18 protein-coding genes and 3 tRNA genes are annotated in these 25,939 nt (G+C 41.9%); 15 read left to right on the top strand and 6 right to left on the bottom strand.

Annotated elements, in window-relative coordinates; genetic code table 11:
- Positions 1–72: 72 nt before the first annotated feature.
- Positions 73–1,029, bottom strand: a complete 957-nt coding sequence (locus tag Q9312_RS03985) for an AraC family transcriptional regulator (protein ID WP_309203275.1) — start codon at positions 1,027–1,029, stop codon at positions 73–75.
- A gap of 252 nt (positions 1,030–1,281) precedes the next feature.
- Between Q9312_RS03985 and Q9312_RS03980 the strand changes: the two genes are divergently transcribed.
- From Q9312_RS03980 to Q9312_RS03945, 8 genes are all read left to right on the top strand, one after another.
- Positions 1,282–1,824, top strand: a complete 543-nt coding sequence (locus tag Q9312_RS03980; protein ID WP_309203274.1) for a (R)-mandelonitrile lyase — start codon at positions 1,282–1,284, stop codon at positions 1,822–1,824.
- Between the two features lie 73 nt (positions 1,825–1,897).
- Complete coding sequence (locus Q9312_RS03975) at positions 1,898–3,166, top strand: NAD(P)-dependent alcohol dehydrogenase (RefSeq protein WP_309203273.1); 1,269 nt, start codon at positions 1,898–1,900, stop codon at positions 3,164–3,166.
- A 787-nt stretch (positions 3,167–3,953) separates the two neighbouring features.
- A complete protein-coding gene (uvrY, locus tag Q9312_RS03970) occupies positions 3,954–4,601 on the top strand; it encodes a UvrY/SirA/GacA family response regulator transcription factor (RefSeq protein WP_309203271.1) in 648 nt (215 codons plus the stop codon).
- Between the two features lie 9 nt (positions 4,602–4,610).
- Positions 4,611–6,437 carry an excinuclease ABC subunit UvrC gene (uvrC, locus tag Q9312_RS03965; protein WP_309203269.1) on the top strand — a complete coding sequence of 609 codons (1,827 nt, stop codon included), beginning with the start codon at positions 4,611–4,613 and terminating at the stop codon, positions 6,435–6,437.
- A gap of 116 nt (positions 6,438–6,553) precedes the next feature.
- Positions 6,554–7,132 (top strand): CDP-diacylglycerol--glycerol-3-phosphate 3-phosphatidyltransferase, encoded by a 579-nt coding sequence (gene pgsA / locus Q9312_RS03960; RefSeq protein ID WP_309203268.1) that lies wholly within the window; start codon positions 6,554–6,556, stop codon positions 7,130–7,132.
- 127 nt (positions 7,133–7,259) lie between these two features.
- Positions 7,260–7,335: transfer RNA gene (locus Q9312_RS03955), tRNA-Gly, on the top strand.
- 136 nt (positions 7,336–7,471) lie between these two features.
- Positions 7,472–7,545: transfer RNA gene (locus Q9312_RS03950), tRNA-Cys, on the top strand.
- 12 nt (positions 7,546–7,557) lie between these two features.
- A tRNA-Leu gene (locus Q9312_RS03945) sits at positions 7,558–7,644 on the top strand.
- Between the two features lie 1,274 nt (positions 7,645–8,918).
- Here Q9312_RS03945 and Q9312_RS03940 read toward each other — a convergent pair.
- Genes Q9312_RS03940 through Q9312_RS03925 form a run of 4 tightly spaced genes read right to left on the bottom strand, consistent with a single transcriptional unit; the run spans position 8,919 to position 14,008 of the window.
- Positions 8,919–10,025 carry an ABC transporter permease gene (locus tag Q9312_RS03940; RefSeq protein ID WP_309203267.1) on the bottom strand — a complete coding sequence of 369 codons (1,107 nt, stop codon included), beginning with the start codon at positions 10,023–10,025 and terminating at the stop codon, positions 8,919–8,921.
- Positions 10,026–10,033: 8 nt separating this feature from the next.
- On the bottom strand, positions 10,034–11,149 hold the full coding sequence (locus Q9312_RS03935) for an ABC transporter permease (RefSeq protein ID WP_309203266.1): 1,116 nt from the start codon (positions 11,147–11,149) through the stop codon (positions 10,034–10,036).
- Positions 11,146–12,918 carry an ATP-binding cassette domain-containing protein gene (locus Q9312_RS03930; protein WP_309203265.1) on the bottom strand — a complete coding sequence of 591 codons (1,773 nt, stop codon included), beginning with the start codon at positions 12,916–12,918 and terminating at the stop codon, positions 11,146–11,148. Before Q9312_RS03930 ends, Q9312_RS03935 begins: the two co-directional genes overlap by 4 nt.
- Before the next feature lie 28 nt (positions 12,919–12,946).
- Positions 12,947–14,008, bottom strand: coding sequence for an HlyD family secretion protein (locus Q9312_RS03925; protein WP_309203264.1), 1,062 nt, complete (start codon positions 14,006–14,008; stop codon positions 12,947–12,949).
- Between the two features lie 550 nt (positions 14,009–14,558).
- Between Q9312_RS03925 and Q9312_RS03920 the strand changes: the two genes are divergently transcribed.
- The 3 genes from Q9312_RS03920 to xthA all read left to right on the top strand — a co-directional run bounded on the left by Q9312_RS03920 (position 14,559) and on the right by xthA (position 21,579).
- The gene (locus Q9312_RS03920) at positions 14,559–18,896 is read left to right on the top strand and encodes an EAL domain-containing protein (RefSeq protein WP_309203263.1); all 4,338 of its coding nucleotides are present in this window, start codon (positions 14,559–14,561) and stop codon (positions 18,894–18,896) included.
- A gap of 75 nt (positions 18,897–18,971) precedes the next feature.
- Positions 18,972–20,735 (top strand): M61 family metallopeptidase, encoded by a 1,764-nt coding sequence (locus Q9312_RS03915; RefSeq protein WP_309203262.1) that lies wholly within the window; start codon positions 18,972–18,974, stop codon positions 20,733–20,735.
- Between the two features lie 37 nt (positions 20,736–20,772).
- Complete coding sequence (gene xthA, locus Q9312_RS03910) at positions 20,773–21,579, top strand: exodeoxyribonuclease III (RefSeq protein ID WP_309203261.1); 807 nt, start codon at positions 20,773–20,775, stop codon at positions 21,577–21,579.
- Between the two features lie 14 nt (positions 21,580–21,593).
- Here the strand turns inward: xthA and Q9312_RS03905 are convergent, their stop codons facing one another.
- Positions 21,594–22,457, bottom strand: a complete 864-nt coding sequence (locus tag Q9312_RS03905) for a 6-pyruvoyl trahydropterin synthase family protein (protein WP_309203260.1) — start codon at positions 22,455–22,457, stop codon at positions 21,594–21,596.
- A 62-nt stretch (positions 22,458–22,519) separates the two neighbouring features.
- Here Q9312_RS03905 and Q9312_RS03900 point away from each other — a divergent pair, with 62 nt between their 5' ends.
- From Q9312_RS03900 to prmB, 4 genes are all read left to right on the top strand, one after another.
- Positions 22,520–23,518: an adenosine kinase gene (locus Q9312_RS03900; RefSeq protein ID WP_309203259.1), complete on the top strand. Its 999-nt coding sequence runs from the start codon at positions 22,520–22,522 to the stop codon at positions 23,516–23,518.
- Between the two features lie 14 nt (positions 23,519–23,532).
- Positions 23,533–23,988 carry a phosphohistidine phosphatase SixA gene (gene sixA, locus Q9312_RS03895; protein WP_309203258.1) on the top strand — a complete coding sequence of 152 codons (456 nt, stop codon included), beginning with the start codon at positions 23,533–23,535 and terminating at the stop codon, positions 23,986–23,988.
- 137 nt (positions 23,989–24,125) lie between these two features.
- Positions 24,126–24,896, top strand: coding sequence for a lysophospholipid acyltransferase family protein (locus Q9312_RS03890; protein WP_309203256.1), 771 nt, complete (start codon positions 24,126–24,128; stop codon positions 24,894–24,896).
- Positions 24,893–25,831 carry a 50S ribosomal protein L3 N(5)-glutamine methyltransferase gene (prmB, locus tag Q9312_RS03885; RefSeq protein ID WP_309203255.1) on the top strand — a complete coding sequence of 313 codons (939 nt, stop codon included), beginning with the start codon at positions 24,893–24,895 and terminating at the stop codon, positions 25,829–25,831. Before Q9312_RS03890 ends, prmB begins: the two co-directional genes overlap by 4 nt.
- Positions 25,832–25,939 lie beyond the last annotated feature (108 nt).

Genomic DNA, 25,939 nt, shown 5'->3' with positions numbered 1-25,939 from the left:
AAAGTAGCCTATAACTGGTTAAAAAGTAAGGTTTTTACCATTCGATAGTGGTGCGATTTCGACCTTGTTAACCTATACCGTTACCTCGCTGACTAAGTTTTTTATATCACGTGCAGGTGGAGCGCCAAACAGCCGGCTGTATTCGCGGTTAAACTGTGAGGGACTCTCATAACCCACTTCAAAGGCAGCGCGCGATGCATCGTAACGCTCAGTTAACATCAATCGCCGGGCTTCATTGAGCCGAATCTTTTTTTGATACTGAAGCGGACTCATTGCCGTGATGGCTCTAAAGTGGCTGTGGAACGCGGAGGTGCTTAAACCGGCTTGATTGGCTAACTCATCCACTTTTACCGGTTTGTTGTAATTAGCCTTTAGCCAATCGATGATACGCGCAATTTGATAGCCATGGTTACCGGTTGAGGCAATGCGTCTTAATAATGGGCCTTGGCTGCCACATAACAATCGATAAAAAATTTCTTTTTGAATTAATGGAGCAAGAGCGGCGATGTCTTCTGGGTGACGCAATAAATCGAGTAAACGAGTGAATGGGCTTAGTAAAGTGTCTGAGAGTTCGCTGACTGCGAGTCCTAAGCTTTCTTTGCTGCGATTGACTTTTGCCGGATGGTCAAGCATCAGTTGCCCAATCATTTTTAAATTCAACTCCATCGTTAGTCCGAGGTAGGGTCGATCGGGCGTAGCATTGATAATATTACTAACGACCGGTAAATCAATGGATGTGATTAGAAAGTGATTGGCGTCATACACGAAAACATCTTTACCCAGCAGGACGCGTTTTTGTCCTTGCCCAATAAGACAAATACTGGGCGCTAGCATGTAACTGGTAGGCACAGTGGGTGCCTCCCACCGATGGAGACTTAATCCTGGAATACGCGTATCGACCCGATTCTCACCATTAGCTAAGACTTCAATACGGGATGCCAGTTCCGGTTGAATGATGGATTGGTCTTGTTTGTGATTCATTGCCATAACCGTCTCTGTTTGTCGAAAGTGACTTAGTGGTTCCCCCATTTACCTCACAAATAACCCATCAATAAGGCCGCGAATAGGGTGTTACTTTAGTGCTGGTGATTCTCATATTACGAAGAAATAGGCAATGTATCCAGCGAAATAATGAGTTAATTAATCCGCTTTAAATAGAAATAGGCAATAATTCGACTCAAACATGGTAACGCATGACGGTGCTTCGTTGGTTAAATAAACGGCATACAATTATTCGGTTTGCTTTCAGTACGACTGACTTAAATTCTAGGAGCGTTGACTATGCAAAGAGGCCATTCACTTCGGAAAGGCTTAGCCATTTTTTTAACGAGTTGTTTGGGCAATGTAAGTGGGGTATTCGCCCTAGACAATTCAGGAAGTTCTCAAGTTATTTATCCCCATGGAGCCCAGCCGACATTCGTCGGACCCGATGAATGGTTTAGTGGGGAAGTGAAAGTAACCATCTTATTTCCCAGTAATCATGATGCTAAATATTCGGGCGCGAAAGTAGTCTTTGCAAATGGCGCTCGCACAGCGTGGCATCAACATCCAGCAGGCCAGCATATGATCGTTACCAGCGGTGTCGCGATAACGGCAACACTTGATGGCCAGGTTTCGTTAGTTAATTCAGGAGAAAGCCTTTGGTGTCCTGCGAATCTGGAACACTGGCATGGTGCTTTGCCTGACTCTTCAATGACCCACCTAGTGATAACAGGAGAACTTGGCGGCAAAAATGTTGAGTGGAAAGAAAAAGTGTCGGATGAACAGTATTCATCGGCGGTTTCAAAAGCTCGCGCCTTAACCCGAAGTCGTAACAGTGATTAATTCGCAAGTAACTTTATATTCAGCTTATTGATTTAATTTATCGATTCACCAAAGAACATTCGAGGATTTATTTATGTGCAAACAACATGATCATGTCATCGGCAAAGCGTATGACCATGACACTAACAAGCTCGTTCAAGGCGACATCGAGCAAGAAATCAAGACGCCGACAGAATCGGTTTCCTATTCGCGTCGGAAGCTATTGCAGTCGACCGCAACTCTTGGCGCTGGCATTGCTTTAACCGGTGCTCTACCCACGCTGGCTTCGGCGAGTGCTATGGCCGGAAGTCGAGTCAATGTTAAGTCGAAAGGGTACGCTGCCATAGATACCTCGGGCAAGTTACACCCTTGGGAGTTTGAGCGTCGACCGGTGGGCGATGATGATGTATTGATTGAAATTAAATACGCTAGCATTTGCCACTCCGATATACATCAGATGAAAGGCCATTGGGGGCCACAAAAATACCCTCAGGTGCCGGGGCATGAAATCGTTGGGGTTGTGACTGCGGTCGGCAAGAAGGTTAGCAAGTTTAAAGTGGGCGATCGCGCTGGGGTTGGCTGCATGGTTGACAGTAACTCTGACTGTGAAAGTTTCCAGCAAGGCGAAGAGCAATATTGCCCAGACACGGTTTTTACCTACGGTTACCCTCAAGAAAGCTCTCCGACTGGAATTTCCCAGGGAGGTTACTCAAATAATATAGTGGTGAAAGAGCATTTTGCAGTTCATATTCCAAGCCACATAAGCTTTCAGGATGCCGCACCCTTGTTGTGTGCCGGAATTACTACCTATTCTCCATTGATGAAGTTCAATTTAGGAAAAGGCGATAAAGTTGGTGTTGTCGGTATAGGTGGGCTGGGTCATTTAGCGATAAAAATAGCGGTTGCCAAAGGAGCCGACGTTTACGCATTTACTACGTCTCCGAGCAAGGTTAACGATATATTGGAGTTTGGAGCTAAAGAAGCGGTGGTTGTTGATGACGTCAGTAAGCTGGCTAATTATCGCGGAAAATTAGATTACGTGATTTGCACCATACCTTATCAATATGATGTGGCTGCCTATGCATCGGTTGTTAAACCACATGGGACCTACACTCAAGTCGGAATGCCTGAAAAGTTCGAATTAAATATTAGTGCGATTGGTCTTTCAATCAGTCGAGTGAATTTTAACGTGTCGTTAATTGGAGGAATGCGAGAGACTCAAGAGGTGGTGAATTTTTGTGCCGATAATAAGGTATTTCCTAACGTTCAAATTATCAAGGCCGAGGATATCAGTCGAGCATGGGAAGATGTCGTCAATAAGCGAGCGCGTTATCGATATGTGATCGATGCATCGACCTTCTAGTTTAAGTCATCGCACGGACGTGAAGGTCCGTGCGAGCTATTAATATCCATAACTGTTTATTCATATCCGTTTATTCATAACCGTTAGAGAAACTGTCTGAAGACTTGAATTATTGCGAGTCAAATACCTGACACCAACCGTCGAAAATAAGAATGTCGTGAATAAGAATCTCGTAAAAATGCGATAAAAAAGCCGCTATATTACTCTTCGATTTGGCTAATCAATAATTTAGTTGGCGACCTGACTTGGTGCATAGTTATTCGTATGTCATCCCAATTATATTCACAATATTTAGCCTATTTTCGAGTGATTGCGATAAATAGTGACCGACCTGTCGGAAATCAGAGGTGAGTGAAATATTTCATTGCTCGATGAAATGCATAATTAAGCTATAGTAAACATTGAATACTCGTGTGGAATCGCCTAAATTCAGCTCCGCAAAAAAGAGATAAGCAGTCAGATCGCTGCGATCAATATCGTTGCCTTTCATCGGGAAAGTGGTAAGCTTGCACAAGTATCTTTGCTTACAAATCAAGGCCTTGTACAAAGATTATACGAAGTAAGGCCGGATGATTGTCATGCTCTTTTTGCAGTCGTTTGTTGATTCACGTCGGTAGAGTGATTTCAAACCAACGGTTGAAGAGCGTGAATGTAATTGTTTTTGTTGTATTTTTATCGTCGGAGGCAGTGGACTAATGATGACTCACTGCACCGGTTTGGGGAAGACACGCAAAACCATCGTCTAGAATTTGCAGGTAGGCGATTGAGGACAACAAAGGGGGTCCATGTGATCAAAGTTTTAATCGTTGATGATCATGATCTGGTAAGAACCGGAATTACCCGGCTACTCGGTGATGTTCAAGGGATTTCCGTTGTCGGAGAAGCGGCAACTGGGGAAGAAGCGATTGCAAAATCCCGTGAGCTTGGGCCCAATGTAATCCTCATGGATGCTAACATGCCTGGAATTGGCGGGTTAGAAGCAACTCGTCGACTTATTCGCTACGATCCTGATGTTAAAATTGTGGTGGTTAGCGTTCATTCTGAAGAACCTTATCCTTCTCGGTTTATGCAAGCTGGGGCAGCCGGTTACTTAACCAAAGGCGCCGATATTGAAGAAATGGTGATTGCAATTCGTCAGGTCTCTCGGGGTAAACGATATTTGACACCTGAAATCGCTCAGCAAATGGCGCTTAAACGTTTCGATGATAATGACGATCAACCCTTTGAAATACTCTCTGAGCGCGAAATGCAGGTGATGATGATGATCACTCAGGGGCAAAAAGTTCAGCAAATTTCAGATAAGCTGTGTTTGAGCCCGAAGACGGTCAACAGCTATCGTTATCGATTGTTTGAAAAACTAAGCGTGGATAACGATGTAGAGTTGACTCATCTCGCCATTCGTCATGGTTTAATCAGTACTGAAAACATCAAATAATCCGCTCTAATGGTTGAGCGGTCTTTAGAAGAGTTTGACGCAAAGTCTTTTATTCGAGAATTAACCGAGCAGCCCGGTGTTTACCGGATGCTCGATGCCGATGCGCAAGTCATCTATGTCGGTAAAGCCAAAAACTTAAAGAACCGCGTATCTAGTTATTTCGCAAAAAATGATCACACGCCTAAAACGCGGGTAATGGTGAAGCAGATTGCTGCTATTGAAGTCACCGTTACCAACACTGAGGTTGAAGCCTTACTCCTAGAAAATCATTATATTAAGCAGTTAAAGCCTCGCTACAATGTTATCTTTAGAGATGATAAAACCTACCCGTATATCCACCTTTCGAGTCATAAGTTCCCGAAACTGGGCTATCACCGAGGAGCGAGAAAACAGGGGGGCGATTATTTCGGTCCTTTTCCAAGTGGTAGTGCAGCTCGACAAAGCCTTTCGATGTTGCAAAAGTTATTCAAAGTTAGGCAGTGTGAAGACTCTGTTTTTCAAAATCGTTCGCGTCCGTGCTTACAATTCCAGATTAAGCGTTGCAAAGCGCCGTGTGTTGGCTTCGTTTCAGAAGAAGAATACGCAAAAGATGTACAATTAACCCGTCTGTTTTATCAAGGTAAAAGTGAAGAAGTGCTGCAAAGTCTTCAGACTCAAATGGATGCAGCTTCGGAAGCCTTAGAGTTTGAGTCAGCGGCGATATTTCGTGATCAGCTGGCCAGTTTGAGGGCATTGACTCAAAAGCAGGTCATATCTGGGGTGATGATCGATGCCGATGCCTTTTCTATCAAGTTAAATGCCGGTGTTTTATGTGCGGTCGTTGTAACTGTTCGTGATGGACAGGTTCTCGGCTCTGAGACATTTTTTCCAAAGTTAAAGCTTGATGTCAGCTTAGAAGAATTATTTGAATCCTTTGTGTTGCAATTCTATTTATCTGGCCGAGAAGCGCCCAAGGAAGTTATTTTGTCCTCTGAACAAGTAAGGGCCAATGTATTAGAGAGCGCAATTGAAAAGGTAGCAGAGCGTCGTATTCGGGTCGCCGATAATGTTCGAGGTGATCGTCTTGAATGGTTAAAGTTGGCTGAGAAAAACGCAGATATTGCATTACAAAATAAACTCAACAGCAATGCCTCGCAAATGGAAAAAGTGACTCAAGTGAAAGAGCAGCTCGGTCTTGATGAACTTCCATTGCATATGGAGTGTTTTGATATCAGTCATACAATGGGCGAAGGAACCGTGGCTTCTTGTGTTGTGTTTAAGCGCGGGGCGCCAGATAAATCATCTTATCGACGCTTTAATATTAATGATGTCACGCCCGGTGATGATTATGCTGCGATTGAACAAGCGGTGTATCGTCGTTACGCGAGAATGGTTAAATCGGACGAGAATTTACCGGATTTAATTTTAATTGATGGCGGTAAGGGGCAATTAAAATCGGCCTTGCAAGCTTTGGAACAGTTAAGCATTCAACAACCAGCGATTGTTTCGGTTGCTAAAGGGACTGAGCGGAAATTAGGAATGGAGCAATTGTTTTTTCCTGGCCAGAGTATCGCTAAAATTTTGCCGGAAAACTCCGAAGCCTTACACCTGATTCAACACATTCGCGATGAAGCACACCGTTTTGCGATTGCCGGGCATCGAGGGCGTAGGAAAAAGCAACGAAATACCTCTTGGCTTGAGTCTATTCCCGGCGTTGGTCCAAAAAAGCGACAACAACTACTGAAGCATTTTGGTGGCCTTAAAAATATTGAGCAAAGCACTTTAAATGATTTAAAAAAGGTGAAAGGTATCGATACACATCTTGCTGAAAAGATTTATAATTATCTCCACGAGTAATTCTGTGCTTGACCAGAACACCTTTCTCGAAGGTTCACTGTTTCTAGTGATTGCCGCTTAGGAATCCGAATACAGTCGAAGAGACCGATAAAAACTACAGATAAGACAATATAAACATGAATATACCGAACATATTAACGTCCTTCCGAATTCTGATGATTCCCGTTTTCGTTGCTGTGTTTTATTTACCAGTCGAGTGGAATTTTACCGGAGCGGCACTGATCTTTGCGATCGCAGGATGGACAGATTGGTTCGATGGGTATATCGCAAGACGGTTTAATATGACGTCTCCATTAGGTGCCTTTCTAGATCCAGTGGCTGACAAGCTCATGGTTGTCATCTCGATTGTTTTAATTGTGGAGTTATATGAAACTCCATGGATAGCAGTTCCAGCGCTAGTTATAATAGGGAGAGAAATTACCATCACTGCGTTGCGCGAATGGATGGCTGAATATGGTAAAAGAGCCGATGTGAAAGTCTCTTTTATTGGCAAAGTCAAAACTTTATGGCAACTCGGCGCTATCTTCTTTTTAATTCTTGGGGGCGCGACGCCCGCACTGGTTGACGTGATGGGGTACTCTTTATTCGTAGTATTGGGTTATTTTTCATTATATGTCTCAGTAGCATTAACGCTCTGGTCCATGTACATTTATATCAAGGCGGCTTGGCCTTACCTAACCGCTAAAGAATTGTGAGTGAAAAGTGTCCTAAGTTTATGTTTTTGCACACAAAATAGACATTTAGTTAAAAATATAAAAAAAATAAAACTTGGTGCTTGACAGATTTGTTTCACGCTGTAAAATGCACCGCACTTAAGTCGACGCGGGAATAGCTCAGTTGGTAGAGCACAACCTTGCCAAGGTTGGGGTCGCGAGTTCGAGTCTCGTTTCCCGCTCCAAATTCTGGTTTTGAAGGTCTATCCTTCAAAGCAGTAAGAAACCTCGGACTGTATCAAATCCAACAGTTACGAGGTTTTTTTGACTAAGGGCTGTAAGTCAGAACATCGACCGAGTCTTTATTGAAAAATAAGATACGGCTGGGTGGCAGAGTGGTTATGCAGCGGACTGCAACTCCGTGTACGCCGGTTCGATTCCGACCCCAGCCTCCATTATCTTGAAATGCCCGGGTGGCGAAATTGGTAGACGCAAGGGACTTAAAATCCCTCGGTGGTAACACCGTGCCGGTTCGACTCCGGCCCCGGGCACCATTCTTAATTTCATCCTTTATCAAGAAGCTTAAATTTAATTGAGTGACGTTAGCGGTGACTAAAATACCGTGCCGGCCGAAACGTCGGACCGTCGACTCCGGCCCCGGGCACCATTCTTAATTTCATCCTTTATCAAGAAGCTTAAATTTAATTGAGTGACGTTAGCGGTGACTAAAATACCGTGCCGGCCGAAACGTCGGACCGTCGACTCCGGCCCCGGGCACCATTCTTAATTTCATCCTTTATCAAGAAGCTTAAATTTAATTGAGTGACGTTAGCGGTGACTAAAATACCGTGCCGGCCGAAACGTCGGACCGTCGACTCCGGCCCCGGGCACCATTCTTAATTTCATCCTTTATCAAGAAGCTTAAATTTAATTGAGTGACGTTAGCGGTGACTAAAATACCGTGCCGGCCGAAACGTCGGACCGTCGACTCCGGCCCCGGGCACCATTCTTAATTTCATCCTTTATCAAGAAGCTTAAATTTAATTGAGTGACGTTAGCGGTGACTAAAATACCGTGCCGGCCGAAACGTCGGACCGTCGACTCCGGCCCCGGGCACCATTCTTAATTTCATCCTTTATCAAGAAGATTAAATTTAATTGAGTGACGTTAGCGGTGACTAAAATACCGTGCCGGCCGAAACGTCGGACCGTCGACTCCGGCCCCGGGCACCATTCTTAATTTCATCCTTTATCAAGAAGCTTAAATTTAATTGAGTGACGTTAGCGGTGACTAAAATACCGTGCCGGCCGAAACGTCGGACCGTCGACTCCGGCCCCGGGCACCATTCTTAATCTTTCCCCTTATCAAGAAGCTTAAATTTTATTGAGTGCCGTTAGCGGTGACTAAAATACCGTGCCGGCCGAAACGTCGGACCGTCGACTCCAGCCCCGGGCACCATTCTTAATTTCATCCTTTATCAAGAAGCTTAAATTTTATCTTAGTCCGTCTGCGGTGACTAACATACCGTGCCGGCCGAAACGTCGGACCGTCGATTCCGGCCCCGGGCACCATTCTCAAAAAATCCTTAAGTTTAATAAATCCTTCTTCTGAAGCCATTAATGTTTTTTGAAGATTGGAACACCGTGCCGGCCGAAACATTTTTTTGAAACCTTGGTGCGATTGACTAATGATATCGATTTTTGGGTTCTTCGCTTTGTGCCATATGACAGTTGTAAAGTTTAGTGTTATGACCATTTTATTACTTGGGTTTTTCAGGTCACCAAAGGCTTTTTAATGGCTTGGATATCAATGCATAGGGGTTTACTAATTAACTTAATCGATGTCGAAACATCCATGAGGCCAGCGGTATAGTCACTGCTGCCATAATCAATAATGGCCAAATTGATGAGGTAAGTTCTGTGATAGCTGTTCCTTCGAGATACACTCGACGGCTAATATCGAGTCCAAACCTCAGCGGGTTAGCATAGGTCGCCGTCTGTAATACATCGGGCATATTTTTCACCGGAGTTAATAAACCAGAAAGTAATGTCATCGGCATAATAATTAAAAAAGTATATAACATTGCCTGCTGCATCGATAAGGAAATGGCAGAGATGGATAAGCCAACACCAACTACCGCAATCGTAAAAATAAGTAAACCTAGATATAGATCGAGTAGGGAGCCTGCCATCGGAATGTTAAACCAAAATCGAATGATCAGCAGAACAACACTTGATTGAATGAGTCCAATCGTAATGGCAGGTACGGCTTTTCCAATTAAAATTTGAATGGGAGTCAGAGGAGTCACTAATAGTTGATCGAAAGTTCCTTGCTCTCGCTCTCGTGCGACCGATAAGGCAGCAATAAGTAGCGTTTGAATCATACTCAACATAGCGATTAAACCAGGCATAATGTTCCAGCGCGATTCTAAATTGGGGTTGTACCATGCTCGGGTGATTAGTTGTATTTGATTCTCTTTAGTACCGAAACTTTGATTAACTTTACCTATTATGGCTTGTATGTAAGCTGATGCTAGTCCTGCCGTGGTAGAGTTTCGGCCGTCGAGTAGCATTTGAATTGATGTCGGTTGTTGACGCGCTAACTTTTGTTCAAAGTCTGACTGAAAAACCATAACCAAAATGGCTTGTTCATTTTCAATAACCTCAGCAATTTCTGTTGTTGAACTAAGTTGATGGGTTAAGTGAAAAACTCCGGTACCACTGATGTGAGAAATAATGCTTTGTGATGTTTCGCTTTTGCTTTGATCAAGAACGGCGTAGGGCACATTAGTCAAATCATAGGTTGCGCCATATCCGAAAAGTAACGACTGTAAAAGCGCAGGGACAAATAAAATAATTCGGTTCGCTGGCTCTTTAAATAAAGTCAGCAGTTCTTTTTTTATGAGTGCACGAATAGCATTAAAAGTATTAATCATTGAATCATTTACTCAATCGACTTTCTCAGTTTGCGATGGGTTAGGTAAAGCAAAATTAGGCCATAGATAAATAGAATACCGAGATCTTCAAAAATAGTCGGCCAGTGGTTTCCTGACAAAAACAAAGATTTTATGCTGCCCATAAAGTGAGTGGCTGGTAAAAGTTGACTGAATATTTGAATAACGACAGGTACATTCCTTAAATCAAAAACAAACCCAGAGAGCATCATTGCGGGAAGAAAGCTCGTCAATAATGCAATTTGGCTTGCTTGAAATTGATTTTTGGTTGCAGCGGATATATAGAGTCCTAAAAGTAGTGATACCGCTAAGTACAATAGAGCGGCGACTACGATTATAAATAACGAACCTCTAATTGGAACTTCAAACAGAAAGTGAGACGCGAGTAAGCAAAGCGTCAAGTTCACACCGCCAAGAGCAAGGTAAGGTAACAGTTTTGCGATAATGATTTCGAGTGTTGAAACAGGAGTAACAAAGACGGCTTCAAATGTGCCGCGCTCCCACTCTCGAGCGATTAGTAAAGAACTTAAGAAAGCGCCTATAAGTGTTAATACTAGCACCAGTAGACCAGGAACCAAATACCAACGACTATTAGCCGTTTCGTTAAACCACATCCGTTGACTAACCTCGATTTTTGCAGAGTTTTCGGTGACAAGTGCTTGATGGTCTATTTCACTTTTTGACATAGTTGCTAATGCGGCATTGATATACGAAATGATCGCGTTTGCCAATGTGGTATCAACTCCGTTAACAATTAAAAGAGGACTACTTGGCACGGAAGATTCATCGGGTATGATCAGTATTCCATCGATGTCGTGATTGATTAACCTTTTTGTGGCCTCCTGTTGACTTGTTGATAGTGTCGGTTGAATGTAGTTAGAGGCATCGAGACGAGCAATGATTTCATGTTTTAATTTAGAATCTTCAGACGAAACCACCGCGATCGTTGCATTCTTAACATCAAAAGACAGACCGTAGCCAAAGAGTAAAATTAATATAACGGGCAGTAACAGACCAACCGATAAGCTGCTACGGTCTCGAACCATCTGAGCGAACTCTTTTTTTAGAAGCGCAAGCAGTCGCGTTGTTGAAAGTTCAAATTTCATGTCGTCGATGCTTTTCGAGTTGAAATAGGTTGCACTCGGTTATGTTCAACGATGTGAATAAAGGTGTCATTCATGCTCGTTTCATCCGATTGTTTCGCCTGGAGTCGTATTTCTTTCGGGCTCCCTAACGCCAAAAGCTTTCCTGAATCTTGAATAGCAATGCGGTCACAAAATTCTGCCTCTTCCATAAAGTGAGTCGTGATAATGATAGTGACGCCTTGATCGGATAACTCAGTAATGGTCCTCCAAAACTCTCTCCTAGCTAAAGGATCAATACCACTTGTAGGTTCATCTAAGAATAAAATATGCGGTTGGTGTAAGAGGGCGGTCGCCATTGCTAAACGCTGTTTGTACCCTGCGGATAACTGGTTGCTAATTACGTCAAGCGGTAATTGAAAAGCAGTGACTAACTCGGTGATTCTCTGTTCAAGTTTCGCGCCAGTAAGCCCGTAGACTTGTCCGAAAAAGGCTAAGTTCTCCTTGACTGTTAGACTGCCATAAAGACTGTATTTTTGCGAGACATAACCTATATTTTGTCGTGCTTTTGCTCTTGCATGACGTAGATTTACTCCAGCCACTTCTAGTATTCCTTGAGAAGCTGGTAGTAGACCGCAAAGCATTCTAAAAGTCGTTGTTTTTCCTGCGCCATTTGGGCCTAATAAGCCAAAAATCTCACCCCGTTTCACTGAAAACGAAATATTTTGTACAGCAATAAAGTCGCCAAATCTTCGAAGCAGTTGCTCGACCTTTATGAGTGGTTTATTTTCATTGTTTATTTCAGAGGCTGCGTTTAGATCCACCGGTAATGCATGCACTTTTTCAGCGCTAGAGTTTTCTTTTAATGCGAGTATAAAAAAATCGGTTAAGGTTTCTGGGCGAGGGCGAAGATTAAAGTTTGAGTAATTTTGAAAAAACGCATGTTCTGATTTTTCTGGATTTCGAACGCAGTGTATTTGATTGCTTACCGGAATTGCATCGACAATAAAGTCAGGGTGGTTTAACAGTTCTGACTGTAGATTCCTTGGAAGCTTACCGGAAGGTATTTTAAATTGATAAGTCAACCCTCGAACTTTGTCTTTGAGCTGGCGAGAGCTTCCCTCAGCTAATTTTACACCTTGATGTAAAACAATGATGTTATCACAAGGTTCCGCTTCTTCCATATACGTACTGGAAAACACAACACTTAATCCTTCTTCTCTTACCAAAGGGTAAACAATTTGCCAAAGCTCGCGCCTAGACAAGGGATCAACGCCTACCGTTGGTTCGTCGAGTAATAAAAGTTTTGGCGAACGAACTAAAGTACATGCCAGTCCTAATTTTTGTTTCATTCCTCCCGAGAGCTTACCTGCTGGACGTTGAGTAAAGGCCGTTAAATCAGTCATGGCGAGCATTTTCTCAAATCGCTGTTGTCGTAAATGTTCTGGAACTTGATGGAGATTGGCGTACAAACTTAAATTCTCTATAACCGATAGGTCTTCATAGAGCCCAAACTTTTGCGGCATGTAACTAATGAGACTTTGTATTTTTTGAGATGAGTTGACCGGATTATAGTTGAGGACTGTTAGCTCACCGGAGTCAGGGAGGAGTAATCCTGCCATCAAGCGCATGACCGTTGTTTTGCCTGCTCCGTCGGGTCCTACTAAGCCCGTAAGGATTCCTGGTTTAATGGAGAAAGATAAATTATCTATGGCAGTCTGCTCACTACCATTGGCTGTCAAAAAGCGTTTGGTAAGATTGTTGGCAACAACAGAAAATTCTAGGTCATCCATAATCGGTGGCTTATAACTTTATTGAAAGTTACGGTTGTTCATTGGCGTTATGAAGCGTAACAGTAACTGGCTGCCCCATCCTTAGTTGGTTTTCTGAATCTTCGACGACTACTCGAACTTCATACACTAAGTGCGTTCGAAGTTCTTGAGACTGAACAAACTTTGGAGTGAATTCTGCGACGGAAGAAATAAATCCTACTTGACCAGGTATTGTTATTTGGGGCTGGCTATCAGAAATAACGTTGGCCTTCATGCCAGGCTTGATCAACCCAATAAGAGGTTCATCAACGTAGACGCGCACGTATTTGGGGTGAGTCAGTGCAAGAGCGAAGACCGGCTTATTTGGATTCGCCATATCGCCAACTTCCAAACTTCGAGCGCGAACTCTAGCCGCAACGGGAGACAGCAAAGTCCCTTTTTGAATATAGAGTTTAAGCAGATCTACACGGGCTTCTAAGCTATCTAAGGTGGCTTGAGCCGCAGCGATGTCTTCTTGACGGGGGCCGAGCTCTAATAAATGAAGAGCACTTTGGAGTGCGATAACATTTGATCTTGATACATTGAGTCGAGTTCTAGCGGCATCTATTTGGCTCTCACTAACCGCTCGCCCTTGAGTGCTTTCTGCAACCGATACTAAGCGATCCAATTCTTTTGTTAGATTCAAGGTATCAGACCTAGCGGCCTCAAGTCGACTTTTCGCTTGCTCAATTTCTTCAGGACGAGCGCCATTTTTCAAACTCAGTAATTTTTGTTGCTGAACCCTTAACTCCGCAAGCGCTTGTTTCATTTGAAGCTCTAATGCAGATGTATCTAGGCGGCCGAGTTGTTGGCCCTGAGTGACTTGATCGCCTTCTTCTACGCTTAACTCGATAATTCGACCGCTCGCATCGAATGCAAGAGAGACTTGGCGAATATCGACATTACCGAGTAATGTAAGCGGGAAGGTTGAAGTTGAGCTGCCGTTATCAAACCAGTTACATGCGGTTAGTGTTGAGACGAAGAATAAGAGACTGAGAGTCTTTTGAACTGGGCGTAAAGATGGGTTGTCACTCAACAAAAAACGCAGAAACGATAGTTTGGTTCGACGCACTTTCAACTCCATTATTTATTTTCTTGGAACTTAAAGTCGATTTCATGAACAATCAGTGTAATTTAGTTTGAAATCAAAGTCATGAAACGATTTTGCCATTCTTACCGAAATCTTTTTCTCGAATACTGATCCAACGCAATTGTTGAGTGAAACGCGTAAATCATTCTTTTGTAATCTCTGATGGAGATAATGCGTTCTGGCTATGAGCCGGATTTCTATGATTTTACTGATTATGATAGGATTTCAATCGATTGATTGGATTATTGAGACAATCTGAACACTATTTATGAAGACTAGATTTACGAGAAGGTATCAAGGCTAGGCTTTAGTCATCTGCGATGCCTTGGCCTCAGAAACTTTGGCTTCGGAAGCAAAAATACTCACTGAGTTGAGAGACCTTTCTATGTTTTAGCAATGATCATAATTAAAGGTATTCCTGAGAACATGCGCTATACTCTAATTTACTGATATTAATAATAAAAGTTCAATCTTGATTTCTAGACTTTTTTGCTTACTTTTATGTTTTAGTGCGGGGGCAGTCTTAGCTGATTTGCCCGAGCGACTTGTCGTATCTCCCTTAAATACCCCGGATAAATTTAACCAAAATACCATCGAGGCAATCCATGAAGATTCCTTTGGATTTTTATGGTTTGCAACTCAAGGAGGGCTTCATTTTTATGACGGACGCTCTTTAATGCTCTTTACCAGCCAAAAGACCCCGAGCAGATATCAATCGGTAGGGTTAGTCGATGACTTTGTGTTTGATATAGAGTCTTCTGTCGATGGCCAATTATGGGTACTGAGCCTTAATGGAATCAGCCAGTTAGATAGAGCCAGTATGACCTTTCGACCACTTGTTCGTTTTTCAGAGTCGCCATTAAGTGGAACTCCTCAATCGATTTCGTATTCTGAACAATTAAACGCTCTTATTGTTACTAGTCAGAGTTCGCTTTATCGTATTGATTTAAACGCTTCGAAAACTAAAGAGCCTAATAGGTACGAGCTCAGAGAAGATAAACAATTAAGTGCTAATGGCGTTCAACCTGTTCGACAAGTTAATACTCCGCTTGAAAGAAGGGTCGAAGTTTTAATTGATCGTATTCGTTTATTTAATCCTATTACTCAGGCATCTCGCAATCTTCCCATTGAATTGAATCAAGTGATAGCTTTTCAAGACATTTATATCGGCACTAATAATGAAGGTATTTATTGGCTAAATCAGAGTCTCAAGATTACTCGGTCAGTAGCCTTTAATGAACCCATAGACATACGTTCTATTCTAATTGATCGCAACCAAACTATTTGGATGACGTTAGAAGAGGGTGGAATTCTTGGATTTGATAGTGAGCAAAAGTCATTTAGAAGGTACAACTCGGAAAATTCAAATTTGTCAGACTTTTCGATCAGAAGTTTTTTTCTTGGCGAAGACGGACTTATATGGATTGGGACCGCGACCAAAGGTGCCTATATTTTCAATCCTGACGATCACGCGTTTAGCTATATATCAATTAACTCAGGTTTTGAGAATAGAAAGTTGAGCAGTATCAGAGGTCTATCTAAGCGTGATAATAAGCTGGTTTTAGCGACTGATGCAGGATTACTCGTTAAATTAATGGACTCTAATAAAGAAGTTTATTTCAGTGAAGTACCAAGAGCGCTATCGGTTGTCTACTGGAAAAATTCAATCTGGCTAATTGGAACTGAGGATGGGTTGTTCGCATATGATGGAAATAAAAATACGGTTAATAAATTAGAGATTAAAAATTTTAGTCAAACGTTTTCCACTCGTTCTTTATTGATTAACAATGAACGATTGTATATTGGCACCGATAGGAAAGGTGTTCTTCTAGTTGACTTAAATGGACTTAAGTTAATTGAAAACATAAATTATTCTGCTAATCCGAGTAATGAAACACTCGATATGGTGTTGTCAATGGCAATGCCAAATAATCAAGAGCTATGGATTGGAACCATTGATGGATTAAATATTGTCTCACTCATTGACCTCTCAGCCAAACCGTTGCATGCGTTTGATGACTTTCTAATTCGTGATATCGCTATTACTGATCAAGGTAACGTCTATCTAGCGACTCATTCAGGCATTGTCGAAATAACGAAAAGTGACATTGCTTCTTATGCATTAGAGTATCAAATGCTCGATAGTGAAAAAGGCTTAGCAGCATCGATTATCTATGGTTTGGTCGTTGACGAGTCAGGGCTTTGGTACTCTAGTAATCAAGGGTTAGGCTACTTTGATTTTGTCTCTGGTTCATTTTTACATTCGAGAAATGATCTTAAACTAGGTCAGTTGGAGTTTAATGGCGCATCTCGAACAGAAGATGAAGAGGGAATATTTTTCGGCGGAATTGAAGGCATTACCAAAATAAGTCATAAAATAGTAAAAAGAACCTACCTCAAACCAAGTTGGATTACCCAAGTGTCTTTTTCAGATAACTTCAAAAAAGCGGTTTACTTTCCATCTGGCAATATAGCGCTAGAACCCAATGAAAATGTTGTTAAGGTTAGGTTTTCTGCAACCAATTTCAATCCTGAGTTAGCTATTAACTTTCGCTACAGAGTTAATCAAGAGCCATGGAACGCAATTTCCAATCAGTCTGAAGTTGTCCTCGGCGGTCTTGATGCAGGTGACTATGAGGTTGATGTTGAGTTTAAAGTTGATAATAGTGAGTGGCTGAGTGCTTCAAATAGTTTACGGTTTAACATTCAACCTAAGTTTTATGAATCTAATACAGCTAAGCTGATTTACGCGCTAATCATTTGTACTTTTTTCTTGGTGATTTTTATTCAAGAGTTACGCCGACGCAAAATACAGCGTAAGGCACTTTTAAGTGTGCAATCCAATGAGGAACGTCTCAAGTTAGCTTTGCAAGCGAGCGAGCAAGGCTTATGGGATTGGCGAGCGGACGAAAATAAAGTGGTTCGTTTTAATATCGGACATTTATTTCATTTTGAGGGTGATGCTTCCTCTTTCGACTTTATGGATGCATTAATACATGAGAAGGATCGAGCCAATGTACAGCGCGAACGATTAAGATTTATCGAGAACAAAGATGAGTTTGATATTCAATATCGAGTTCGAAGTGAAGAAGCTCGCTGGAGTTGGATTCACGATAAAGGAAAGGTAATTGAATTCGATGAAGACGGAAATATTAGGCGTGCTGTAGGTACTTATACTGATATTACTCATTTAAAACGAGCGCAGCTAGAAAGTGTGCTTTCCAATGAAATATTGCAAAGTATGACAGAAGCCGTGGTTGTTCTTGATAATGAACAAAAAGTTTCATTTGTTAACCCCGCTTTTTGTAGAATTACTGGCTTTTCAATGGATAAAATTGTTGGGCATTCTTTAAATGCTCTTCGTTCTTCAAAACACTCGAAAGAGTTTTATGTGAACCTTTGGGTTGAGATTGAGCGAGCTGGTTCTTGGTTTGGTGAGTTTTGGATTCAAAACTCTAACAGTAAAGACCTATTGTGTTCTTTGGAAGCTTTCCATATCGATGATGAAGAGTTAGATGAGCACTTAACGGTATTGATTTTTAGTAATATAACCGACAAACGTGTTGCGGAAGAAAAATTATCTTTTCTTGCTAGGTATGACTCACTCACCGGACTGCCGAATAGAAACCTATTTTTGGACCGGTTAGAACATGCAATCGCACTGGCAAAAAGGCAGGAACATTCGGTAGGTGTGCTTTTTATAGATTTGGATGGGTTTAAAAAGGTCAATGATTCTTTCGGGCATCAAACAGGGGACTTATTATTAAAAAAGACGGCCGACATGATCAATCAATGTGTTAGAGATGAAGATACTCTAGCTCGATTAAGTGGAGATGAGTTTTTACTAATAATTGAAGATTATGACGAGCAGTCACAACTGGATCTAATCGCCGAGAAAATTCTCGATAACTTAAGAAAGCCTATCACGCTTAATGAAAGTCAGTTAGTTATTACGTGCAGTATTGGCATTGCTGAGTATCCTAAAGACTCAGATAACGTAGAGTCATTATTAAAGTATGCCGATACCGCAATGTACCATGCCAAAAATCAAGGAAAGAATAGTTACTCATTTTATCAAGAAGAAATGCATGTTGATCTAGTTCATCGACTAAATATTGAAAATTACCTGAGAGACGCTGTCGAGAAGGATGAGCTCTATGTCGTTTTTCAACCAATCATTAACGCTCAAACTCATAAAGTAACTGCAGCGGAAGCTCTTATTCGTTGGCGACACCCACAGTTAGGAGAAGTTTTTCCTGGAGACTTTATTCCACTCGCAGAAGAAACAGGCTACATAGTCGGGATAGGGCTGTACGTTATGGAACAAGTCTGTATTTTACTAAGTGACTCTGATACAGATGACTTATCAATATCGGTTAATGTGTCTGTTCGACAGTTGATGGATGAGAGTTTCGTCGTAGAGACGCGAGCCTTACTAAGAAAGTATGGTGTCAGACCACAGCAGTTAAAAATAGAGATTACTGAGAGTTTGTTGATGACTAATCCAAGACAGGCGGCCAATATATTGAAGTCTCTGAAAAGTATGGGGTTGACAATTTCAATCGATGATTTTGGCACTGGCTATTCATCTTTGAGCTACCTTAAACGATTTGCTATTGATGAATTAAAAATTGATAAAGAGTTTATCTCTGATATCAATGATGAACGTCAAGAAGAAACTATCGTTAATGCTATCATGGCGATGGCAAAAAGTCTTAATATGAAAGTCGTTGCTGAAGGTGTTGAAACTCAAGTCCAAATTAACTATTTGGCGCGACATCAATGCGATCTATTACAAGGTTACTATTTTAGTCGACCATTGGAAAGAGACGCTTTTATTGCTTATGTAGCATCATTTAACGGCTCTTAGATGATATAAATTAAAGTACTGTTCTGTTATTATCTCGGCTGCCTTTTCTAGACTGGATTAATTACGAGCCGATTCATGCCTAATATTCATTACACTATTTCAATTGAAGATCCAATTGCTCATATATTCAAAGTAACCTTGACTGCTGATTTTATTGCAAAAGGACAAATTTTTCGATTACCAACTTGGATTCCTGGAAGCTATATGATTCGCGACTTTGCGAGAAATATAGTGAGCTTAAACGTTAATCAGAAGAAAGATAAGGTAGTTAAAATTGACAGTCATAGTTGGCAAGTTAAAGAGGATTTAAATGCTCCCGTTATTGAATACCTTGTGTATGCCTGGGATCTCTCAGTTCGAGGTGCTCACTTAGATGATCAACATGCATTTTTCAATGGTACCAGTTTGTTTTTAGAACCCGTAGGAATGCTCGTTGATCAATTCATAGTCGAGTTTCAAAAGCCACGTGAAAACTACGCTAAAGATTGGCAGTTAGCGACCTCAATGCCGAGATTAGATGAGCAAGTTAATTATGAGTTTGGCCGTTTCTATTCTAGAAGTTATGATGAATTGCTCGATCATCCTTTCGAAGCCGGTAAATTAGACATCGCTGAATTTGAAGTCGCTGGTGTACCTCATGCCTTAGTTGTGGTTGGTGAGCACCAAGGCGACTTACCAAGAATCGTTCAAGATTTAGAAAGAATATGTAAGCACCAAGTTGAATTTTTTAGTGAGTTACCTTCGTGTGTTGAGCGTTATTTATTTTTAGTCAACGTGCTTCCAAGTGGTTACGGTGGTCTCGAACATCGAAGTTCAACAGCGCTGCATTGCAGTTACTCGGAACTCCCTAAACAATTTCATGAAATGTCAGATGATTATATTAATTTTCTAACTTTATGCAGTCATGAGTATTTTCATACATGGAATATCAAGCAGATTAAGCCTTCGGTATTCCTTCCTTACGATCTGACTAGGGAAGTCCATACCGATCAGCTTTGGATTTTTGAAGGATTTACTTCTTACTATGAAGATAGATTAGTTTATGAAGCGGGGGTGATAGACCAAAAACAGTATCTGAAGTTATTAGCTCAAGCTATAACGCGAGTGCATCGTGGTCGAGGTCGTCATCTGCAAAGTGTTGCTGAGTCCAGTTTTGATGCTTGGACGCGATTTTACAAACAAGACGAAAGTGCACCGAATGTTATCGTTAGTTATTATACAAAGGGAAAGTTGATTGCGCTTTGTCTCGACTTGCTCATTCGGCAAACTAGCCAGGATAAGTTGTCCTTGAACGATATTATGATTGAGTTATGGAGAAATTACGGAATTATTTCTAAAGGGTTAGCCTCTGGTGAGCTAGAAGCTATTTTTAAGCAGCGTTTTGGTTCTAAATTCTTAGATTTTTTCAATCGCTTTGTCTACTCAACCGATGAGTTACCTTTGCAGGAGTTATTGGCGCTAGTCGGGGTGAAGGTTCAATGGAATAATTCATCTTCGTTAAAGACTCTCAGTGGCGATGATGATGTTCAAGTTTCTTTAGGTGCTACCTTGAAACAAACAAGCGATGGCGTTGAAGTAGTTACTGTACTCTATGGCTCAAATGCTTACGAGCTTGGACTATGCAGTGGAGATAAAGTCGTTGCGTTAAATGAATATTCGGTCGATATCGCTTCATTGGAAAAGCGATTTGCTTGGTTATCACCTGGAGAGCAAGTGTCGATGCACATTTTTCGCAGAGGCAAGCTGTTGCATTACTGTTCTACCGTTAAAGCATCAGAAAAGTTGACGTGTGATTTAAGGGTCGATGAATCTCTCGAAATTGAAGTACAATGGTGGTAATTGATTTGAGAAGAGCAAGAGAGAGTATTTAATAGCTATGAAAATAGTATCTTTTAATATTAATAGTGTGCGAGCGAGAGTGCATCAATTAGAAGCGGTGGTAAAAGCTCATGCGCCAGACATTATATGTTTACAAGAGACCAAGGTTTCTGATGCAGACTTCCCTCATAGCGAACTAGAGCATTTAGGTTATCATATTGAAATTCATGGTCAAAAAGGCCACTACGGCGTAGCAACGCTGTCGAAAGAAGCACCCGTTTCGACTCAGAAAGGTTTTTCTTCTGACGATGCAGACGCTCAACGTCGGGCATTAATTACTCAACATTCGTTTAATAACACTGTCATTACTGTGTTCAATGGTTATTTCCCGCAAGGTGAAAGTAGAGATCATCCGACCAAGTTTCCTGCTAAAGAAAAGTTTTATCAAGATTTAACCGACTTTTTAATATCGCAACAACAACAACCCACCATCGTTTTAGGTGACTTTAATATATCGCATACCGATCTTGATATTGGAATAGGGGAACCCAATCGAAAACGATGGTTACGTACTGGCAAGTGCAGCTTTCTTCCTGAAGAGAGAGAGTGGTTAAATCGCATAGTCGATTTGGGCTTTGAAGATACGTTTAGAAAAATATATCCGACGACCAATGATCGCTTTAGCTGGTTTGATTATCGAAGTAAAGGTTTCCAAGATGATCCAAAGCGCGGTCTTCGCATTGATCTCATTCTAGCGACACCGCTATTATCTGAAAATGTCTCTGATGTTGGAATCGACTACGACATTCGATCAATGGACAAGCCGTCGGATCATTGTCCAATTTGGTGTGAATTTAAACTATAAAAAGGTCCCTAGCATTAGGCGCTCGCGATAGCGCCTTTCTGCACCCCTTCAAAAGCTCTTACTTTTATTTGATCGTTCGGATGTTCTTTCTTTAGCTTTGTCGCTAAATATTCGGCAATCAACTCGACGGTCGAGTCAGTCGGAATAATGTCACATTGGTGTTTCGGAATCGACAATTCAAAGTACCCTTGATTCGCCGAATAAGCCACTAAGAAGTTACGTTCATCTTTACTTGCTATCAAATCGTCCTCAGAAATAAGGTAGATATCTTTCCACTCTTTGGCTATTTTTTGTTCAAGATTGGGAGCGCGGTTGTTGTTTATAAACACTTGAATCCGTGAGCGATGTCCATGGGCGATGCGTTGACAGTCTCCAAAATGCCGCTTGAGACCATGAGAGTAGTGGTAGTACGCATCATTAATGACTTCTTCTCTTAACTCGATGCGTAGAGCCGCGACATTCTTAGGTAAAATACTCATCAAACTTTGCTGCAGATAAGGCTTTACCGTTTCTATAGTGACTGCATCAGCCGGAATAAAGGTTACTGCCTGAACAGGAGAGCTGTGTCGATAATAACCTGCTCCGTGAGTGGTTGTGGTACAGGTAAGTTGATCGCCATCAATGTCGGTTTTTAACCCGGGTAATTGCTTAGGTATGAGTAATTTATGGTCGATTAATTGATCAACGTGGTGTTTAATCTGCTTTTTGACATGGGAAAAGTCAAAAACCATTCCGTTCTCATCAAGAGTGCCTTCTAATTCAACGTCAAGAATCCAGCTTTCGCCGACGATTCCACGATGGTGATCAAAGAATGAAAAATCGATGACCGTCAATTGTTCAACAAATAATGTCGTCATAACTTGAAAAAGTAATTGCATGCTAGTTTAATGCACCAAGATTTGTAGTTTAACACACCCAAAGGGTGACAAGGCATCGGGAAATGAAGAAATACCACATTTATGGAATAGGCAATGCGCTGGTTGATATTGAAATCGAAGTCAACCCTGACGAGTTAGCCAAGTTAGACATTGAGAAAGGGGTAATGACCCTTGTCGATCAAGAGCGACAAGAGTTTCTTCTCGGTGCTTTGCCAGGTACTCATCATAATAGAGCTTGTGGCGGTTCTGCAGCGAATACAGTGATTGGCGCTGCTAAACTGGGAGCCAGCTGTTTTTACAGTTGCAAGATTGCCGATGATGAATTGGGACAGTTTTACGCAGAAGACTTGCAACGAGAAGGTGTGAAGTCGAACCTTATCGAGCAATCGCTGGAGCAAGGAGATACTGGGCGTTGCATTGTTATGGTAACCCCTGACGCGGACCGAACAATGAACACTTACCTGGGTATCACCGGTGATATCAGCTACTCACAAGTCGATGAAAGCGCACTTGAGCAATCTGAATGGCTATATATCGAAGGGTATTTAGTAAGCACCGATCTTGCTCGAGAGGCTGCGATTAAAACGCGTCAAGTTGCAGAGAGTAAAGGTGTTAAGACGGCTTTATCTCTGTCTGATCCGAACATGGTTAAGTTCTTCAAAGATGGCCTCGTTGAAATGATTGGCGCTAAGGTTAATTTATTGTTTAGTAACTTAGATGAAGCACTCATGTTTACTGGCTGTGAAACGCTAGAGCAGGCCGTTGAAGGTTTGAAACAGAAAGCCGATCAGTTTGTGATTACACTTGGTGCGAAAGGGGCGTTATTGTGGGATGGAGAGAGTACCATTTCGATTGATGCTTATCCAGTTGAAGCCGTTGATACCAACGGAGCGGGCGACTTATTTGCCGGCGCATTTTTATATGGAATTACTCACGGCTACACATTCGAGAAAGCTGCGAAATTAGCAAGCTTTGCGTCTGCAAGGTTGGTAAAAGAGTTTGGCCCTCGGTTGTCTCCAGATGGTCAAACGCTGGTCAAACAATTTTTAAACGAGCTCTAACAGAGGAATCGCTGATGCGCATTTGGGTGATTCGTCATGGCGACGCGGAGTGGGAGGCCAGTAGCGACCGAGAGCGCAATTTGACGGCTACGGGTGTTCAAGAAGTACAGTCGATTGCTGGTAAGCTCGATTTACCCGAACAAGTCGCTGTGTGGCACAGTCCCTATCGCCGCGCAAAGCAAAGTTATGAAGCTTTGTCTGATAAACTGGGCCAACACATAACGAGGGTTGTTGAAGAACCTTTACTGCAACCAGACGCTGATGTGAATTTACTGGTAGAATTACTCGAAGCGGTCGATGAGCCTAATGTTATTTTAGTAAGCCACATGCCGCTCGTGGCCTTACTGGTTAGAAAACTCACTCAAGATCAGCGTATCGGTGGCTTTCAGACTGCTCAGGTTGTTGAAATCAAGGATGATCAAGAAGGGCAATGGCAAGTAGAAGCTGTCTATGCGCCTTCTATCAAATAGCGGTATAATCTCAATTGGCCTAGAAAGCTCAAAGTTATAGCTATATAAAGTTGAAAAGATTAGCGGCATTGATATTTCTGCGAGCATCGTTAAGCCTTAAGCCGAATTTAATTTACCTGTTTCACGAGGATGAATCATTGAATAGTCGTACCCAATCAATGGCGTCTAAAGAATCTCGAGCTGGACTCATCGTTACTATTTGGGTAACCACGATTTCTTGGATCGTTACTTTGTATTATTGCTTTAAGGCGATAACGGTAACCTTATTTAATAAAGAGCCTCGAGAACACGTCGATCGAGTTGTGCGACAGTGGTCACATGCACTGGTTCGTTTAATCAATTTAAAAATAAAGGTGGTGGGCGATTTTAATGTGACCGAAGGGCGTCCGTGCATTGTTATGTGTAGCCATTCGAGTGCGTATGACATTCCGGTTAGTTTTGTTGCGTTACCAGGCAGTATTCGCATGCTGGCAAAGAAAGAGCTCTTTAAGATTCCGGTTTTTGGACGAGCAATGCGTATGTCGGAGTTTATTTCTATCGATCGTCAAGATAAAGACCAAGCTAGGCAAGAACTTGAGTTGGCAAGAAAGAAAATGGAAAGTGGCATTACTATTTGGATAGCACCAGAAGGGACGCGCTCGTCAGACGGAGAGCTGCTTCCTTTTAAAAAGGGTGGTATTCATTTGGCGATTCAAACCCAAGCGCAAATAGTTCCTGTTGTAATCAAAGATATTCATCGAGTGTTACCTGCTAAGAGTTTTCGAATGAATCTGAATCAAACCATTGAAGTTAGGGTTGGTGACGCTATCGATGCTCAAGATTATACCATCGATCAAAGAAATCAATTATCGAATGATGTTAGGCTAGCAATGCAATCTTTACTTCAACCAGCGATGGAACAACCATGAGTGATTTACCTTTTTCTTCAAAGCATCGAGAACAGGCGTTAATAGAGCTGCATTCTATAGCTGACTGGATGCGGTGGTGTACGACACAGATGCAAGAGGCAGAAGTTTATTTTGGTCATGGTACCGATAATCCTTGGGATGAAGCGGTAGCGTTAGTTCTTCAAGCATTAGCTTTGCCTTTCGATTGCCCAGAAATGCTTTACAGCACTAGAATTACGACCACTGAGAAAGAAAGAATTCTCAGTTTCCTCTCGCAGCGAATTGAATCTCGTAAACCACTCGCCTATATAACGAATCAAGCGTATTTTTGTGGTCTACCGTTTTATGTTGATGAACGGGTTTTGGTTCCCCGCTCACCGATCGGGGAGCTAATCGAAGATCGCTTTCAGAATTTTATAAATCCTAATAGCGTCGGTTCTATTTTGGACTTATGTACAGGAAGTGGATGCATTGCGATTGCCTGTGCACACTATTTTGAAAATGCCTTTGTGTTGGGCAGTGATATTTCGTTGGATGCTCTTGATGTTGCGCAGCTAAACCTAGAGCAACATGGATTAGACGAACGAGTAGGCTTTATTGAGAGTAATTTATTTGAACGAATTCCCTCTGATCAGCCATTTGATATTATTGTTTCGAATCCACCCTATGTCGATGCTGAAGATCTGGCGGATATGCCGAAAGAGTACCATCAAGAACCAGAAATTGGGCTTGGATCTGGCGTAGATGGATTGGACCTTACTCACCAAATTCTAGCTCAAGCTGCGAGTTATTTATCGGAAGAGGGGGTCTTAATTGTTGAAGTTGGAAACAGTTGGCCGGCACTTCAGCAAGCTTACCCAGAGCTAGAATTCAATTGGATTTCCTTCGAGCGCGGAGGAGATGGTGTGTTTGCATTAACGCGAAAGCAACTAGAGGAATATTTTTCTTCACACTAAACTCAAAAGCTATTCAAAGGGCTAGGTTCGCTCTTTGAGTAGCACAAACCAATACTGCTTGGTTTATCCATTACAACTTTGTCCATCGATCAAGACAAGGGTCGTCTC

Origin of the sequence: Pleionea litopenaei (genome assembly GCF_031198435.1) — a bacterium.
GTDB classification, from domain to species: domain Bacteria; phylum Pseudomonadota; class Gammaproteobacteria; order Enterobacterales; family Kangiellaceae; genus Pleionea; species Pleionea litopenaei.
This window is presented reverse-complemented; position numbering and strand designations above follow the sequence as displayed.